The organism is Agrobacterium tumefaciens (assembly GCA_025559845.1).
In the GTDB taxonomy this organism is placed as follows: Bacteria; Pseudomonadota; Alphaproteobacteria; order Rhizobiales; family Rhizobiaceae; genus Agrobacterium.
In genome coordinates this window covers 1,586,688-1,600,851 of sequence record CP048470.1, presented here as the reverse complement: position 1 = coordinate 1,600,851, position 14,164 = coordinate 1,586,688, and the positions used below count along the sequence as shown (strand labels likewise).

Here is a 14,164-nt window from a genome sequence, read left to right as displayed (position 1 = left end):
GATTTTAGGATTGGTGAGCCTGCCCTATTGGGCGCCAGGCTCCTTGATTTCGAGTGACGTGGTAGCGCCACCAGATCTGTTTGCCTTGTGAGCTACACTTGCAACGCGCCAGCTACCGTCGATAGCCTTCCGGGCACCTGACAGATGAAAGACTGCCTCGGCTTGAGCCATCGGCTCAAGATCAAGAAGGACGGTACCGCCGCCTGCGTCGCGCTTCGCTTCACTTTTCCGACCTTCAGCACGGCGCTTGGCTTGCCCTTCATCGGCAACTGGCATGCGCGTCATGTTCGTCACGTCAGGAAGATCACGGCCGAGATCTATCTCCACTTCTTCTTCAACGAATTTCGCCGATTTCCTGTCGAAGTAGCGCGACTTTGCTTTGGTGAATGACGGTCTTCCAGTAAACGGCGCGATGTCCCAACTGATAACGTTTCCCCCTGGCCCAACGATGCCATAAATCGGGGAAAGATCGGCTGCGCCGCGCGGAACCAAGACGGCCCGCTTGCCGCGAAGTTTGAAAGTTCCGTTTACCTCTCTCGCTATTTTTTCGCCGAGATCGAGGAAGCTCTCATAGTCCGCCGACCAATAGTCCCGTTGCATGTCCGCCAAAGATTGATCGACCTGTATGGAATACCCCGCTCTGGAGGCGGCCTCCGAGAGAAACTCCTGCAATGTGGCCTCGTCTTTATGAAAGGCCTGCAATTCTTTGGCTTTTCCGCGAGTGTCGAAACCTTTTGCGGTCACTGGCACCAACCGTCCACCGCCGCGCGAGCCGGTACTTCTTGCAGTTTCGACCGTGCCATCAAATGTCGCGACGCCATTGAGGTAGACGACGATCGCCGCTCCCTCCATGTCCAGTTCGATTTCCCCGTCCGTATCATCGAAAGTCAGACTACAGGTATCCGAGGCTGTGCCTTCTTTGTCGGTAATCGCGACATCGATCAGATAGGGACTCATCGCGCCCGTTTTGTCTTTTCCATCGATCCACACCGACCAGTCGACAGACCATTGCGGAGCGACGGTCAGATCGTAATAAACACCGTTGACCCAGCTCATGCGCTCTAATCCTTGAACAGACTTTTTCGGGCGCGGACGAGACCCGTTTGCGCCGGCAGTTCGGGAATGCTGAAAGTGGTGCCCAACGGCAGGAATGCCCCGAGACCTGCCAGCCCGGGATTGATTCGCATCGTCTCCTCCACGAGGGCTCGGCCGCGCACCCCGTATTTACGGTGCAGAACCAACTCGACGGTTAGCCCCTCACCTCGCACCGTGAACTTGTCTGGCATCACAACACCCCGTTCAGAGAGAATAGCGAAAGCAGCCCACCAATCACGGATTGACCGTCGCCCGGCCTTTCATCCGCTTGTTCCAGAACGATGGTGTAGAGAAGCTCAAACCCCACCCCGTCGGACATCAGGTCGCGATGCTCTTCCGTCATAGCTTTGATGCCATACCAACCAAGGCGCGTTCCGTCTCCGCGCATCACGGGAAAACGCGCGCCGTTACGACGCATTGAGTGAAGCACCTCAAGTTGGGTAAGGCCGCCAATCCTGTTCGGCAGCAGGGAGCCCGAAAGCGTCAGATCGTCCTCTCCCTCACCAACATTTTCCTTCCGCTGTCGCCCGCCCATCACCGGCTTCACGACCAGAGATCCGGAACTATCCCGTCGGACCGCATCTGCAGAGAACGGTTTTGCATCGATCATCACTGCGCCGAGAAAATACATCATGTCTGGACTTTCAACCGATAGTTTGATTTCTTTTCCGCATTCACGGAATGGGGGACTTCATGAACACAACGCTCATCAGCCTGCTCGACAGCATCAATCAGATCCTGGCACTCTTTATCGTTGTCGCTGCTACCGCTATGGGGTGGATATTCGGTCAGCCGAATGGAAGCGGTGCAATCTACGCCGTTCTTGGATTGATCGCTGGACTGGTGACCGCCGCTGTCATTTGCGGTCTCCTTGCAACGCTGCTGCAAATTGAACGCCACCTGCGGCGGATCGCCGAGACGCGGGCTAACTAAAGCCCGCTGTCATTCGTCGACGTTTGGAGCCCATCCATTTCCGATCTGATCGCCTGCCCCAATTGCCTTGCGACCGCCTCAGCGTTCGGAGCCTCATGGATGGTCACAGGCATATGGACGGTGATGTTCGGCCGAGGCGGCGGGTTTGTGATGGTGACAGAAGGCGTACCGGAAAGGGTCACCGAAGGGGTCCCCTCGATGACAACAGGTTGACGCCCTGACGTAGGGGCGGTGGCATTTTGCGGAGTCCTGCCCGCCAACCTGTCTTCAAATGCGCCGAAGACATTGAACGACCTCTGCTCTTGGACAGCAACAGCTAGACGCTCACGACGCACCTGTTCCGGATCATAGGCGCCTCGTGACGGATATCTCCGCTGCACATCCTCTGCATTCTGAAGCACTCGGTCTAAACGCACCTCTGCTGGTTCGCTTCCAGGGCGGCCGGTTGGTACCGGGATTACACCAGTCGTTTGCCCAAGAGGCTGTTTATCGATACCGGCGGCATGTGCAGCCGGGTCGTAAGAGCCTCTCGACGGATACTTCGACATCGTCTCCCCGCCTCGCCTGCGGCCTTCTGCGGTATCGATATCGTCGAAGATCGTTTTCGCTCCACCGCGCCCAACCTTTATGAGCGCGGCCCTGAAAGCGGCCACCATCTCCTCGTAACTCGCCTGCGGATTTGCCTTAGAGAACCGCCCGTAGAAGTCATCACGCAACCAACCTCTCTGTTCAGCGTCCATGCCGCTCATAACACTTTCAACGGCGGCATCGTCCGAAATCGCCTGATTGACCTTATCTAGAGCGGGATTAACGACCGTTGCGACACCGCTCCCGACATGGGCCATAAAGGTGTCCCAATTGTTTGAAAGCTGCTGAATTTTGTTCTTCGACAGATCAGCCTGAGCATTGAAGTCCGCCAGCGCCGAACCCTTCGCTTTATTGATTTCCGCATTGAAGTTTGCCTGCGCATCCCTAAGCATAACGAGAGCTCGGACACCCTTCTGCATTTCGGCATCGCCGAAAAGCGTGGTAATCTTGGTCAGATCACCCTTCAGCGCCAGCTGTGTCATATCGAGGAAAACCTCGAGCACATCCTTGCCTTCCCGGCGGGCCTTATCGAGCGCCTTGGGAAGATCCACACCAAACTTGTCGAAGCGCTTGGCAACATCCTCAGAATACATCTTATTGAGCACGTTACTGAGATACGTCGCCGCCTCAGCCGAAGATCCCGCTTGCATCCGTACAGTCTGCAACATCGCCACAAGTTTGCCGAGACCTTCGGTACCTTTATATCCCAGAGCCGCAAACGACGGCGCCAAGCTTGGCAGATATTGAGCCATATCCTTCAACTCGAACTTGCCGAGTTTACCGCCTGTCACGAGCATGTCGAACGCTTGTTGCATCTTGTCGCCAGCGATATTGAAAGACCCTCCGACAGCATCTGCCGTGAGTGCGATATCGGCAATCTCTGCGCGAGACGCTTTAGCGGTCAGGGCCACTGATGGCAGGAACGACATAGATTCATCGAGCGATCGGCCGGAGGCGACGAGCGTGTCGAGACCAGTCATCACCGTATCGAAGCTTTGCTTCGTGTCTTGGGCCACAGTTCTGAGGCTCTGCATCGTCGGCTGTATGGCAGCAACACCCTTGTCCGCATTGATCGCGATGCCTGCGACGCGATCCTCGATGTCCGCGTAATTGGAGTATGCTCGACCAGCGGCATAGGCGGCCACCCCAACAGCCGCCGCTCCCCGCACTGCAAATGCAGCCACTGCAGCACTCCGTTTTTGCGTCGCCGCCGCAAGAGCGGCCTCCCGCGCCGTCTGCTCCGCCTGGGCAGAGCGTGCGCGCTCAATCATCTCCCGTTCCTGAAGACGCTGCACGCGGTTAAGAGACATACCCCGTTCGGCAAGCATACGGTCACGCTCTGCCCGCTTCAGGCGGTCGAGGTTACCAATGATCGCCTGTGTTTTATTGCCTGTGCGATCGCTGATATCGACGACCATCGTGGCGGTCAGTTTGCCCATACTGGTATCACTCCATCATGAAATCGGGGATCAGATCCGCGAGGATCTGGTGAATAGCCTTGCTGTCCGGCCAGATCATTCTCTTGATCACCCTCGGGTCGACACCCGTCAGGCGCGCGAGCAAAAGACGACGGGAAACAATGCTTCCCGTCGCATAGTCATCGAGATCAGTCTGCTCCGGCTGCTTGATCGTGACGACATTGAGCCGCGCACCGTTGACCGTCATCGGGGACAAGAGGCGGTAGCTGTAAGAGCCCGCAAGAGGCTCAACGTGCTCGACGACAAACTCTTCTGCGGCGCCCGCTTCCAATGTCTCGGTCACCGCCGGCTCGAATTCAGAATAGTCGAGGTCACCCATTTTACGCTCCGAGTGCGGCGCGGCGGGCGGCAGTGATATCGACACCCATTCGACGAATTACACGCTCATCTTCGTCGACGTACCACCATTCCTTGCCATCGATCGACAGTTCGAAATGTGTGACTTCCTTGAATATGGAATTGCATCCGTTGAACTGGCCGGGGTCGGCCTCGTCCGGGGACCATTCAACGATAACGCCTTCGATTTCGACGCGGACCGGTACCATCGCGCTCGTTTTGCGATTGCGCAGTGCAGCGGCAAGCGTCCAACGCTCCTTCACCCCAGGCATGAGATCGCTGTCAAAGCCATGAACGGATACTGCCGGCTCAATCGGCTGGAGACGATCCTGACTGTAATCGACATCGAGAACGCCGCCGCCCGCCGTTCGCGTGGTTGTTTTGAACCGAAGCGGCGGGATCACCATTTTGGCGATGATCGTTGCGCGCGTCGATCCGGACTCGAGGGACTTGCGAGCGTCGATATCCACCAGGGTGAGAAAAGGCTGTGCCATAATATTGTCCTTTCAGATCGGAGGGGTCAGGCGGTCTGCGCCAGACGTGCAATGATTTCGGCAACAAGGCCTTCGACGGCAGGGCGATACCGACGGATCGTGTGATCAGCACGCTTGAAGACTGGTGCCGGCTCGATGCCAATCTCGAGTGCGAGTGTGCCAAGACGAATATTTTCCGGGCTGTTCAGATCGGCTTTGAACATTTCCGTTCGGGGCGTGTAACCGAGGATGCGATCCGCAACCTTGTGATCCTTCAGCGCGTAGGCGATCGAGTTGATCCACGCTTCGGCCATGTTGGCAGTGATCTTGTTCTTGCCGAGAAACTGCCTCGTAATTCCCATGATCTGGGTCACGATGTAATCCGTGCCACGCACCTGGTGCATCTGCTCCCAGAGCTCGCCTGTCTGCGCATTGTCCGTGCCGATGAACACGAAACCGCCATCGGCGACTGCACCGTCGACGCCGGTCTCGCCCTCCGTCACGATAGCGACGTTAGCGGCCAGCATTTGCTGCCCTTCGGTAGAACCATCGAGAAGAGAAAAAGGAATCTTTCTCGACAGGCCTGCAAGCCCATAGAGAGGCTGATTTGCGAACGGGTTGAATGGCAAGCCGTCACCTTCATTGTCGACCCGCGCAATCAAACCAGCAACGCGCGGTGCCATCGGCCGCGTGACAACGTCAGCACCAGCGTATACGCGGGCAGCTACACCGATAGGCATCAATCGCTCGGAAGACATGGTTTCACGCGCATCAATCGCGTTGGCCGATGAGGTGTCATCAACGTCGACCGGCGCAATGGCGAGGATCTTTCCCAGGTTTGCCTGAAGCGCAACGATTACCGGATTTGCAGTGTCCAGATCGGGCCGCCAAGCCGTTCGACCAGCCACCACGATCCTCGGTGTGGCGTTAACCTGGCTTGGAATATCCGTGATGGAATTGATGACCTCAGCGATTGCTGCTGCGGTGGCAGCCGCATTGGCGCCCTCGGCGACACGTACGATCGTGACGTCGGCGCCGGCGTTGAGGCTCGTCAGCTGATCATTAATACCTTTAACCGCATCCGCCAGCAGACCAGTGCCAAGAGCGGCGACCGCCTCCGAATTGGAGGAGGAGATGCGTTTAGGCGTATCGATCGGAAACTCCGCATTCGAAGCGTCAGCAGATGTTTCAATGACGAGCATCTTGGAAAAGTCCGCGCCAAGAGCAGGAACTGTCTCAGTCGTGGGGCGGAAAAACTGCATGCCAAAGGCAGGTGCGGTCATGGTGGGATCTCTCTATATACAAGGTGGCGCCTGCCCGAAGCGCTGAAAACGGGCAATAAAAAACCCGCCAGTATTGGCGGGCTGGGTCTGAGTGCAAAATGGCATCAGGCGTAGTTTGCGAGCGCCCATACCCAGAGGTCGTCAAGCTGCGATTGCGTGATGTTTTCGAGTTCCGCCATCTGGTTCAACAGCGGGTCGGTGCGGCGGTAAAGCTGCGCGTCCTCGAAATAAACAATCGCCTGCTGTTTTTCGACGCCTTCAGGCATGGCGTCGATATGGGCCTTCACGCGCGCTTTGGTGACGCCAACTTCTGCCGCCGCCAGCCAGAAGCCAAGGCGAGGAATTGGCGGGACCGGCGCAGGGGGAGCAACATATGGTGGGATCGTGTTGACGCGCTCACCCTCTTCGTCAAACTCCCACTCCGCAATCAACTGGCGATGACGGTTTCCCATATCGTCCGGGACAAGTATCTCCGTGTCGTCAAACTCGGCGCGGATCATGCCGGTTTCGGTGTATCCGATAACGTTCATGTCAAATCCCCGCATCGAAGTAACCGATCCACCCGTCAATGTAACCAGATGCCACCGTTACATTGATCTGGAAGAACCCCCCTAAATAAGAAGGCGCTCCGAAAGTGCTAACGATATTGGCGGATGAGGCGGTACCATTGTTCACGACCGTTAAAGTTGGCGTGGCCCGCATAGGAACAGGGAACCGGTAGTAAGCCATATTCGTGCCGACACCGCCGGACTGCAAACCATTGTGGATCACGCAGAAATATCGCTGACACAAGGCAAGTTCCTGCTGGATATGCCTATATCCTGCCGGGTCTGCTTCCGCAGAAGCGTCCCCCTCAACCAGCGACACACGCGCAATATCGAACGTTCCCGATTGTTGCCCGAGGTTGTTTGTGCGTGCATTGAATGATGATCCGGCTTCGAACCAGAAACTCACAGCCAAGTTGTCAAGGTTGTTCGTTCCGAGTGTTTTTCCGGCAGTAGGCGGAATGTCCACCACAACATCATATCGCGCCAACTGCGCAGTGAGAGCAACCGTTGTTACGCTGAACGTTGTAAACGGGGAGGGAGAACCACCTGCCCCGAAGTCTTGGGCCAGTTCTACGGCAATGTTTTTTGCCGCGTCCGCTTTCGCGTAGAAAGTCAACGTTGCACGTTTTCCCGCCAACGTTCGAACGCTTTCGCACCGATAGATTTTTCGGCAGAGATTGCCAGCGCCAGCGACACTGGCAACGACGGTACGAGAGAAATAAACCGGATCACCCGGCACGTCCGTTTGGCCTAATGCGAAGGCTTGCCGGGAATGAGTTTTGGTGGTTCCGATGTTTTGGTTAAACCACATGTCGTCGCTTCCGTAGCCGGAAGAAGTCTGACTTGGCGCTCTCTGCCACACATCGAAATTGCCATTTATGATCTTGTTGCGGAAACCAGCAAGGACACCGCCACCGAGGTTTGCCCGAGCTTTCCCCTTCTCCAACTCCGAGAAGTTTTGAGGGGCATCAACACGGATGCGTTTCGCGAGCGCCGCCGCTTGATCCGTACTGACGGGCTTGTCCGCATCAGCGGTGTTGTCAACGTTTCCAAGACCAATATCCCCTTTGCCAAGCGTGATATCGGCGGACAATTCTTTGTTGTTCACCCTGCGGGTATTCGGCACTTTTGCAGCAAGCCCACCCGACAACGCTTGCGCTGTCGCATAGTACGCTGGCAGTTGCCCGCCAAACTTCAAGGTGTCAGGAGCCTTGCCGCCAATGATGATCTGGTCAATCTGGTCCTGCGCGAGCGTAATGGACTGTTGCAGATTGGCAATCTGCGGCGCGACGTTGACCTGAATATAATCAAGCGATGCCTGAATGCCCTGAGCCTCAAGGCTTTCGAAGGATGCTTCCAGTTCCTCGCGGGCAACAAGCCGAGCATGAAGATCGGCCATTGTCGCATTCCACAATGCCCGATCAATCAGCGTCTTCGGCCACGATGGAACCTGATAGGCGTCAGACCTCTCTGGCATAGTCAAGCACCTCGTCACCTTCCTGCTCGATGATCGCCGTGACGACCGTACCGCGCATCTCGATTTCGTTCAGCGGCTTGAAGGTGAAGGCCCCACGCTTGACCGGGCGTGACAGCTTCACCTTGTAGGATTTTTCCGGATCGATCTGGAAAGCCATGGGAACCCCTTAAAGTGCAGCAATGAACGCGTCCTGCACGAACGGCACGGACACGACATTGTTGGTAGTGGCCGCCGGGCGCATGCGGGCGGCAGTCGCCGACGCGCCGAGCGTATAGGTGGAAAGATAGGTCCGGCGCGCAGGCATCTGCGGGTCAACCGTGATTTCGGTGGTGTCCGGGTTGATGACCGTGTTGCCGACCATAATGGCGGGCGTGAAGGTGTGCCGGTCAGCGTCGAACGAATCCAGCGTGTATTGGGTCTGGATGCTTGTGGTCGCAAACCCAAACGCAAAGCTGTCACTGACCGCCCGCATGCTGTTGCGGTTCCGGGCAACGCGTGAAACTGCCTTCTGGTCAAGCTGGATCATTGGCTGCAAATCAGCCGTACCCATCATGACCATGCGCAATTCCACAGACGCCGGAAGCCCAACAAGCGGGTTTGTCGCCGGGTCGCCGTCATCAAGTTCCGTCCAGACGGTGGAACCGGATGGCCGAATTTCCCAGCCGAGCGTACAGCCGCCCGGAACCCAACCCGCAAACAGCATGTCGATTTGCGTCATGCCGTCCGCGAGGTTGAGCGCCTGCATCGGTATGACCGTGCGCGGGCTGCGGTAGCGGGCGGCATTCAGCCGGAAGCAAATATCGGTTTCCGTCGATCCTTGGGCGAAAGCGCCGTCCGTCGTCAAAAACTGTGTGCCGCCCGTATACTTGTTCGACCCGGATATATGCAGCGCATGCGCGCCGGTCGTCACGGTCACAAAAGCATAACGCTTTCCGCTTTCCAGCAAAGTAATCGGCAGAACAATCTTGTTCCAACCAACCACAAGATCAGCGTGGTTCAATATCCCTTGCGCAAGCACCGCATCGAAACGGGGCATGCCACCGGTCGTGGTTTCCACGATGAAAACGTGAACGTCACCATCAGCACCAACACGGGCAAAAGACAGGTCAAGACTTGTGACCTGCATGGGCTGCGCCACGAGGAAGGATTGGCCGTAAATGGAGCCGTTAATGCCCACTTCTTCGGTCACATACTGCCAATAGGGTTCGCTATAGATTTCATATCGAACCTGCCGGACGCCGTAGGTCTGATGACCGGGACCATAGTTCGCCCCGAGATAGACCACCTCAAAGGTCTCGCCGCCGACATTGAGCATCTGCCCCACCCTGGAATCACCGCCGAGGCCGGACCAGCCCGCCGCGTTCTCGCAAGCGTGCATCGTCGGCCCGTAGGTGATGCGGATGCGGGACGCCTCCTTGCGGACAAGCGTGGTTTCCGTATGTACCAACTGCGAAATATTCAGCGTGCCGTCCAGCGACGTGTTTGCAATGCGCGTCACCTCGTCAAAGGCTGGCACCATGCGGCGACCGCGAAATGCAATCTTCGGATCGTCTTCCGCCTGCACTTCAAGGCGGGCCTGTCCTTCAGCAGCGAAGCCGAACCGGATGCCCTCTTCAATCCGCGCGAGCCAGTCCACATGCGCCGTGTCCCAACGGTCGGGAATAAGACCGTCATCGAACACATAGGCACGCGCCTCGTCTGGCAGATCGACTTTCAGCCGGGCCGCGCCGATGTCGCGTTGCATCTGGCGAATGATGACCGGACGCGGGATTTCGGTAAGCTTGCCCTGAATATTGACGATCTGCGTTTCAATCGTCTCGGTCCTCATGAAGAGGCCATCCAGATCGACTTCGAGCGCCGTGACGCGGCCTTCGACTTCGTACAGGGTTTTCACGCGGTCGCCGTTGCCGGGTTCGATGGTATCGACCCCGGAAGAGGTCAACAGCACGAAGGCAATGCATGCATCCGTCGATGCCACCACCGGCTTGACCGGAACCGGGTTTGCTTCGCCCGGCTGCACAATCAGTTCGACAACCCGGCGGATTGTCTTCGGCGTGGTGCGGTTGACAATGATGCTGGTCTCGGGATCGTCGGACGTTTCAAACGGACGCGTTACCGTGTCGGTCACTTCCTTGCCACGCAACAGCACGGCAACCCAACGCTGGTCGGAAGCTGCCGCCGGGATATGAAGCTGAAGGTTCATATCGGTCGGCGCTTCCTGCGCAAAGACGATTTCCCCGGCGACATAGCGGCCAGCCGAAACCGTGATTTCCTGCGCCGATTTGCGGGCAACCGTGAATGCGGCCCAATGGGCCGGATAGCCGATAGCGTCCAGCCAGAGGCCGTCCGTCGCCGCCTGCGCCTGCAAGCCGATGGCTTCGAAATCAGCGTGATCGGCGATTTCAGCTTCTGCAAAAGAAGTGCGCTGCATGTGTCGTTACCCTCAATCCAGCCGCTTGCGATCCATGTAACCGCCGAAGGCATGGCTTCCGTCGATGAAAATATTGTCGTTAAAGGTGATGCCGCGCCGCCATGCGAAGGACACCGAATAGAGCGTCTCCGGCGTCTTGGCGGTCGTCATGGCGCGCTTGGCGCGGCGGATGGGTTCAAGGTCGATGGCCGTCATCGCCGCCCGCCCGAAGGCGCTGCGGCCAATCTGGAAACGGTTTTTCGGCGCTGTCAACGAAACGCGGACAAGGTAATGCGCAACGAATGGCTGATGCGCTATCGGGGTTCGTCCGATCACCGCCCGCCCGAAGGTGAAGCGGTTCGGATGTGCGATGCGATCCACGATTTCCGCATCAACGAAGGCAAGGTAGCGTTTCAGCCCGGCAAGCGTGCCTTTTAGCGCCGCCAAGGGAGACGCGGGGTAGAGTACCGAAACCCCTGCGCTTTGCGCAATCATTTCCCGTTTCCGCTCTTCGGCCCAGTCATCAAACCATAGATCGACCGAATGATGTGCAGCCAACCAAGGGATGAACCTAGCGGGCGTCCGATACGGATCCATAATGATGGCGTAAGGCACATCGATGTCATCGGACATGCCGGCAGCGAGGGCTTTTTCGAAGGAACCAACTTCCGAAGAAAGAAGAGGCCTCACATCACTCATAGCCGCACCTCAATGTCCACTGTTAACGCGGTCATTACCGGGACCTTGTAGGGGTCGCCACCGATGGCGACAGGCGATAAATCACGAACCTTTATGATCCCCGATCCATAGGCCGCACCAAGCAACAGCCCAGCCGGCACCTCACCCCCTATTTTTATTCGGTCCGTCGCAACATCATTTATCCGCTTTATCGCTTCGGCCTTCAAAAGATCTGGCGATGGGCCAGACGCTGGCACCTCGATCACAAATGATGCCTGATACTCCGTGCGGACCCCGCCCAAAACCGATAGCCCGACAGCTTCCGGAGCTCGATCAGGATGGGTGACTACGGTTCGAACCGCCGCAAGCTCCTCGGCAGTGGGCAAACGGCCATATGGGCCAATAAGGACAACATCTGTGTCACCCCTGCGCCCGTGCACCGACCGTCCATTGACGCGAGCATCCCAAAGACCAAGCGTCCTGTCATTCGACTGAGGCCACGCTGTCCATGCATCGAAAAGGTACCGTCCTGCAGACGCAGACGACGGCACATCGAATGACAGTAAAAAACGCCGCAGGAGAGCCTCGTCACCTTCCATCACTGCTGCCGAGTTCACAGTGGCTGGCGTAATCGTCAGGCGGGCCACATTGCGAGCAGCAACAAGACTGTCCAGGTTGGAACCCTTGGACAAAGGAGCCAACAGCGCTTTAAGCCCGTCATTGACCCGGTTTCGATCAAGGTTTCGAAGATATCTCCACGCGCGCCCAACCACGATAGCCGGATGCGTTGCAAGATCCTGTTCTGTGAAATCAGGGAGTGACGCGTCCAAAGCTTGCTGAATTGCCCATTCCGCGAGAAATCGTTCGCGATATGCCGCGTCGAGTTGCTCGAGGGATATAATCTCGATCGCTTCCGGCGCGGGCAGCCGTGAAAAATCAATCGCCGTCGGTGCGTAAGTCATATGAGCGTAACTCCGCCGTTAAAGGCCAACCCGAAGCGAACAACCCGCTCCACAGTTTCATCGCCGAGATGACCTTTGGGTCGAAAATCAGCTTCGATCGATATACCCGCGATGCCGCTGCGAATTTCATCAACGGTACCGTTCAACGTCACTCGACGAACCTTGAAACGCGGCTCCCACAAATCAATCGCCGTGGCAATCAACTGCTGCCACGCAGCAAAAAGCGGCGGGGTAGTAGCGCGGCCGAGGAGTTCGACAACACCTCCACCAAACTCCCGAAGAAGCAGGACGCTGGCGATGCGGGTCGCGAGTATGAAAATAACGGCCTGATAGGCGCTTTCGATGTTGGAAATTCTCGCGCCCGTGCGCCGATCAAGCCCCACCATCGCTTGAAGCCCCGCTGTCGATGGCGCTAACCCGTCCGAGTGACAGATCGTAGAGCGCCTCGGTCTCGGTCAACCTGACCGTGGCCCCCGTGACATTTTTGCCATTCACGATAGAGACCCCATCGGCGACGGCAAATTGTTTGCGCCCGTCATTGTCCGCCGCTATATCGTTCGGCAGTTTGCTTTTTCGCATCGATTTTCTCCTGATCAATCTACGGCCGAAACGACCCCGGAACCCTCAACAATCGGCCAGAGGCCGGCTGATGATCCACTGGCAACATGAACCTTGTCGCCAATCCGTGCGACTTTCTTGCCGCCCTCGCCGCCAAGCGAAACTTTGGGGGCGGACACGATGACGTGCGTCTCTGCCTCGACATGCAGCACGCCGCCCTTGATGGAGAGGCGCACTCCGGCGTCAGCAAAAACATTTGCCGACATGTCATCGTTCGGGCTTGCGTTTTCGTCGGAATATCCACCCCTCACGAGGATGCCCTGCCGAAGATCTCCACCAGGGTTGATAACTCCGACAATCTGCCCCTTTTTGAGAGGAACTGAGCTCTTGCCGGTTTCCGGGTGCGGCATCCATGGCGATAGGTATGCCGAGCCATCGGCATTCTCGCCAAGCTTCAGCCGGTAACCTTTTTCGGCATCAATGATTTCGACGGGTCCGACCTTCACCATTCGACCGAAGGCACTTTTGAGAACCTCCACGTCGGATGCCAGTGCCATGAACTCACGGATCATCGCTCACCACCAAACCTTCAACGCCGGATATTTTTATCTTAGCTGATATGAACGGGACATCCGTCTCCGAAAGAGGACCAGGACCCAGCGCTGTAATTCCGGCCTTCGACGTAAAGAGAGCAGCTTGCAGAATTTTCCAGTCCGGCCAATCACCGCCCGTCGCCAACAATGCGCGCCATGTTTCGGCAATCTTGCGGTATCCGTCATCACCGTCGGCTTCCATAGCAGCAAGTCCAGCAGCGATCGGCGGCGGGATTTCGTCACCAGGCAAAGGATCTGGCAAAGTTTCAGCCTTGAACTGAACGAACCGTGCCGCGTGTTTGGTCCCGGTTTCGGGATCGGTCGCGCGGGTGTCCTTGATTACCCCGATGGAATGCACCAGGTCTCGGAAGATAATCGCCCATTCATTATCAGAGGCCGTCAACACCTGCCGCCATTGACGATCGAGCACGTTCAGCGTCGCCTCAAACGACGCATCACTTTCACCAATCGCACCACGAACAACAAAACCATCGTCGTCGCGAATTTCCTGACCAGACGCGACTGCGGTTTGAACCATCACGGTGAACCTTGATGGACGGCCCAAAAGCCCACCTGTGGCCGGCCCGTCTTCATCCTGCTCCGCCTCCTCGATCGACACGATGATGATGGGGCGGACTTGCCCTTTAAGAAAACCATCAAGCGTGTCGATCTTGCTGTCGTACACATACGTACCGGCAATGGTGCGGCTCCGAAAAGCTTCAACCATGCAGATCTGCATCAATTGCCGGACA

Annotated in this window: 17 protein-coding genes; 1 reads left to right on the top strand and 16 read right to left on the bottom strand. The window is 57.1% G+C overall.

Features of this window, described 5'->3' with window-relative positions:
• Positions 1-24 precede the first annotated feature (24 nt).
• Genes FY156_23760 through FY156_23750 form a run of 3 tightly spaced genes read right to left on the bottom strand, consistent with a single transcriptional unit; the run spans position 25 to position 1,729 of the window.
• Entirely contained in the window at positions 25-1,056 is a 1,032-nt protein-coding gene (locus FY156_23760) for a late control D family protein (protein UXS04482.1), read from the bottom strand.
• A gap of 5 nt (positions 1,057-1,061) precedes the next feature.
• A complete protein-coding gene (locus FY156_23755; protein ID UXS04481.1) occupies positions 1,062-1,286 on the bottom strand; it encodes a phage tail protein in 225 nt (74 codons plus the stop codon).
• Positions 1,286-1,729 carry a phage tail protein gene (locus tag FY156_23750; GenBank protein ID UXS04480.1) on the bottom strand — a complete coding sequence of 148 codons (444 nt, stop codon included), beginning with the start codon at positions 1,727-1,729 and terminating at the stop codon, positions 1,286-1,288. The genes FY156_23755 and FY156_23750 overlap by 1 nt, the downstream gene beginning before the upstream one ends.
• A 59-nt stretch (positions 1,730-1,788) precedes the next feature.
• Here FY156_23750 and FY156_23745 point away from each other — a divergent pair, with 59 nt between their 5' ends.
• On the top strand, positions 1,789-2,028 hold the full coding sequence (locus FY156_23745; GenBank protein ID UXS04479.1) for a hypothetical protein: 240 nt from the start codon (positions 1,789-1,791) through the stop codon (positions 2,026-2,028).
• Here the strand turns inward: FY156_23745 and FY156_23740 are convergent.
• From FY156_23740 to FY156_23680, 13 genes are all read right to left on the bottom strand, one after another.
• Positions 2,025-4,055, bottom strand: a complete 2,031-nt coding sequence (locus FY156_23740) for a phage tail tape measure protein (protein ID UXS04478.1) — start codon at positions 4,053-4,055, stop codon at positions 2,025-2,027. The two genes, FY156_23745 and FY156_23740, sit on opposite strands and share 4 nt — an antisense overlap.
• 7 nt (positions 4,056-4,062) lie before the next feature.
• Complete coding sequence (locus FY156_23735; GenBank protein UXS04477.1) at positions 4,063-4,413, bottom strand: phage tail assembly protein; 351 nt, start codon at positions 4,411-4,413, stop codon at positions 4,063-4,065.
• A gap of 1 nt (position 4,414) precedes the next feature.
• The gene (locus tag FY156_23730; protein ID UXS04476.1) at positions 4,415-4,924 is read right to left on the bottom strand and encodes a hypothetical protein; all 510 of its coding nucleotides are present in this window, start codon (positions 4,922-4,924) and stop codon (positions 4,415-4,417) included.
• Between the two features lie 26 nt (positions 4,925-4,950).
• Positions 4,951-6,186 (bottom strand): phage tail protein, encoded by a 1,236-nt coding sequence (locus FY156_23725; GenBank protein ID UXS04475.1) that lies wholly within the window; start codon positions 6,184-6,186, stop codon positions 4,951-4,953.
• A gap of 104 nt (positions 6,187-6,290) precedes the next feature.
• Positions 6,291-6,716: a hypothetical protein gene (locus tag FY156_23720; GenBank protein UXS04474.1), complete on the bottom strand. Its 426-nt coding sequence runs from the start codon at positions 6,714-6,716 to the stop codon at positions 6,291-6,293.
• A gap of 1 nt (position 6,717) precedes the next feature.
• A complete protein-coding gene (locus FY156_23715; GenBank protein UXS03190.1) occupies positions 6,718-8,133 on the bottom strand; it encodes a hypothetical protein in 1,416 nt (471 codons plus the stop codon).
• Positions 8,134-8,377: 244 nt separating this feature from the next.
• Complete coding sequence (locus FY156_23710; protein ID UXS04473.1) at positions 8,378-10,642, bottom strand: hypothetical protein; 2,265 nt, start codon at positions 10,640-10,642, stop codon at positions 8,378-8,380.
• Positions 10,643-10,654: 12 nt separating this feature from the next.
• Positions 10,655-11,320 (bottom strand): phage tail protein I, encoded by a 666-nt coding sequence (locus FY156_23705; GenBank protein UXS04472.1) that lies wholly within the window; start codon positions 11,318-11,320, stop codon positions 10,655-10,657.
• Positions 11,317-12,261, bottom strand: a complete 945-nt coding sequence (locus tag FY156_23700; protein ID UXS04471.1) for a baseplate assembly protein — start codon at positions 12,259-12,261, stop codon at positions 11,317-11,319. The genes FY156_23705 and FY156_23700 overlap by 4 nt, the downstream gene beginning before the upstream one ends.
• On the bottom strand, positions 12,258-12,647 hold the full coding sequence (locus FY156_23695; GenBank protein UXS04470.1) for a hypothetical protein: 390 nt from the start codon (positions 12,645-12,647) through the stop codon (positions 12,258-12,260). The genes FY156_23700 and FY156_23695 overlap by 4 nt, the downstream gene beginning before the upstream one ends.
• Entirely contained in the window at positions 12,634-12,840 is a 207-nt protein-coding gene (locus tag FY156_23690) for a hypothetical protein (protein UXS04469.1), read from the bottom strand. Before FY156_23690 ends, FY156_23695 begins: the two co-directional genes overlap by 14 nt.
• A gap of 14 nt (positions 12,841-12,854) precedes the next feature.
• Positions 12,855-13,391, bottom strand: a complete 537-nt coding sequence (locus FY156_23685; GenBank protein ID UXS03189.1) for a baseplate assembly protein — start codon at positions 13,389-13,391, stop codon at positions 12,855-12,857.
• Positions 13,381-14,139 (bottom strand): hypothetical protein, encoded by a 759-nt coding sequence (locus tag FY156_23680; protein UXS04468.1) that lies wholly within the window; start codon positions 14,137-14,139, stop codon positions 13,381-13,383. Before FY156_23680 ends, FY156_23685 begins: the two co-directional genes overlap by 11 nt.
• Positions 14,140-14,164 lie beyond the last annotated feature (25 nt).